This is a genomic window from Acidovorax sp. Q11 (assembly GCF_054950075.1).
In genome coordinates, this window is the sequence record NZ_JBUDZG010000118.1 from 1 (window position 1) to 294 (window position 294).

1 pseudogene is annotated in these 294 nt (G+C 61.6%); it reads left to right on the forward strand.

The window, feature by feature from the left end:
* Positions 1–31: 31 nt before the first annotated feature.
* A pseudogene (locus tag ACYZGB_RS22935) lies at positions 32–294 on the forward strand (IS110 family transposase); the annotation flags it as partial.

Genomic DNA, 294 nt, shown 5'->3' on the forward strand with positions numbered 1-294 from the left:
GGATCAGGTCTTCAAACGAAAGGAGTCCGACATGCATGCTACTACCGTGGCCGTCGACTTGGCCAAATCCGTTTTCCAGATCGCCGTTGCCGATGACCAATGGCGCATCATCGAAACCCAGCGCCTGTCCCGCTCGCAGTTCGAGCGCTGGTTCGTCAACCGCTCGGTCGGCCCGGTCGTCATGGAAGCCTGTGGCTCAGCCCACTACTGGGCACGCTGGCTCCATGCTCTGGGTATCGAGGTGCGCTTGCTGCCCGCCCAGTACGTGCGTGCCTACGTGCGCCGCAATAAGAC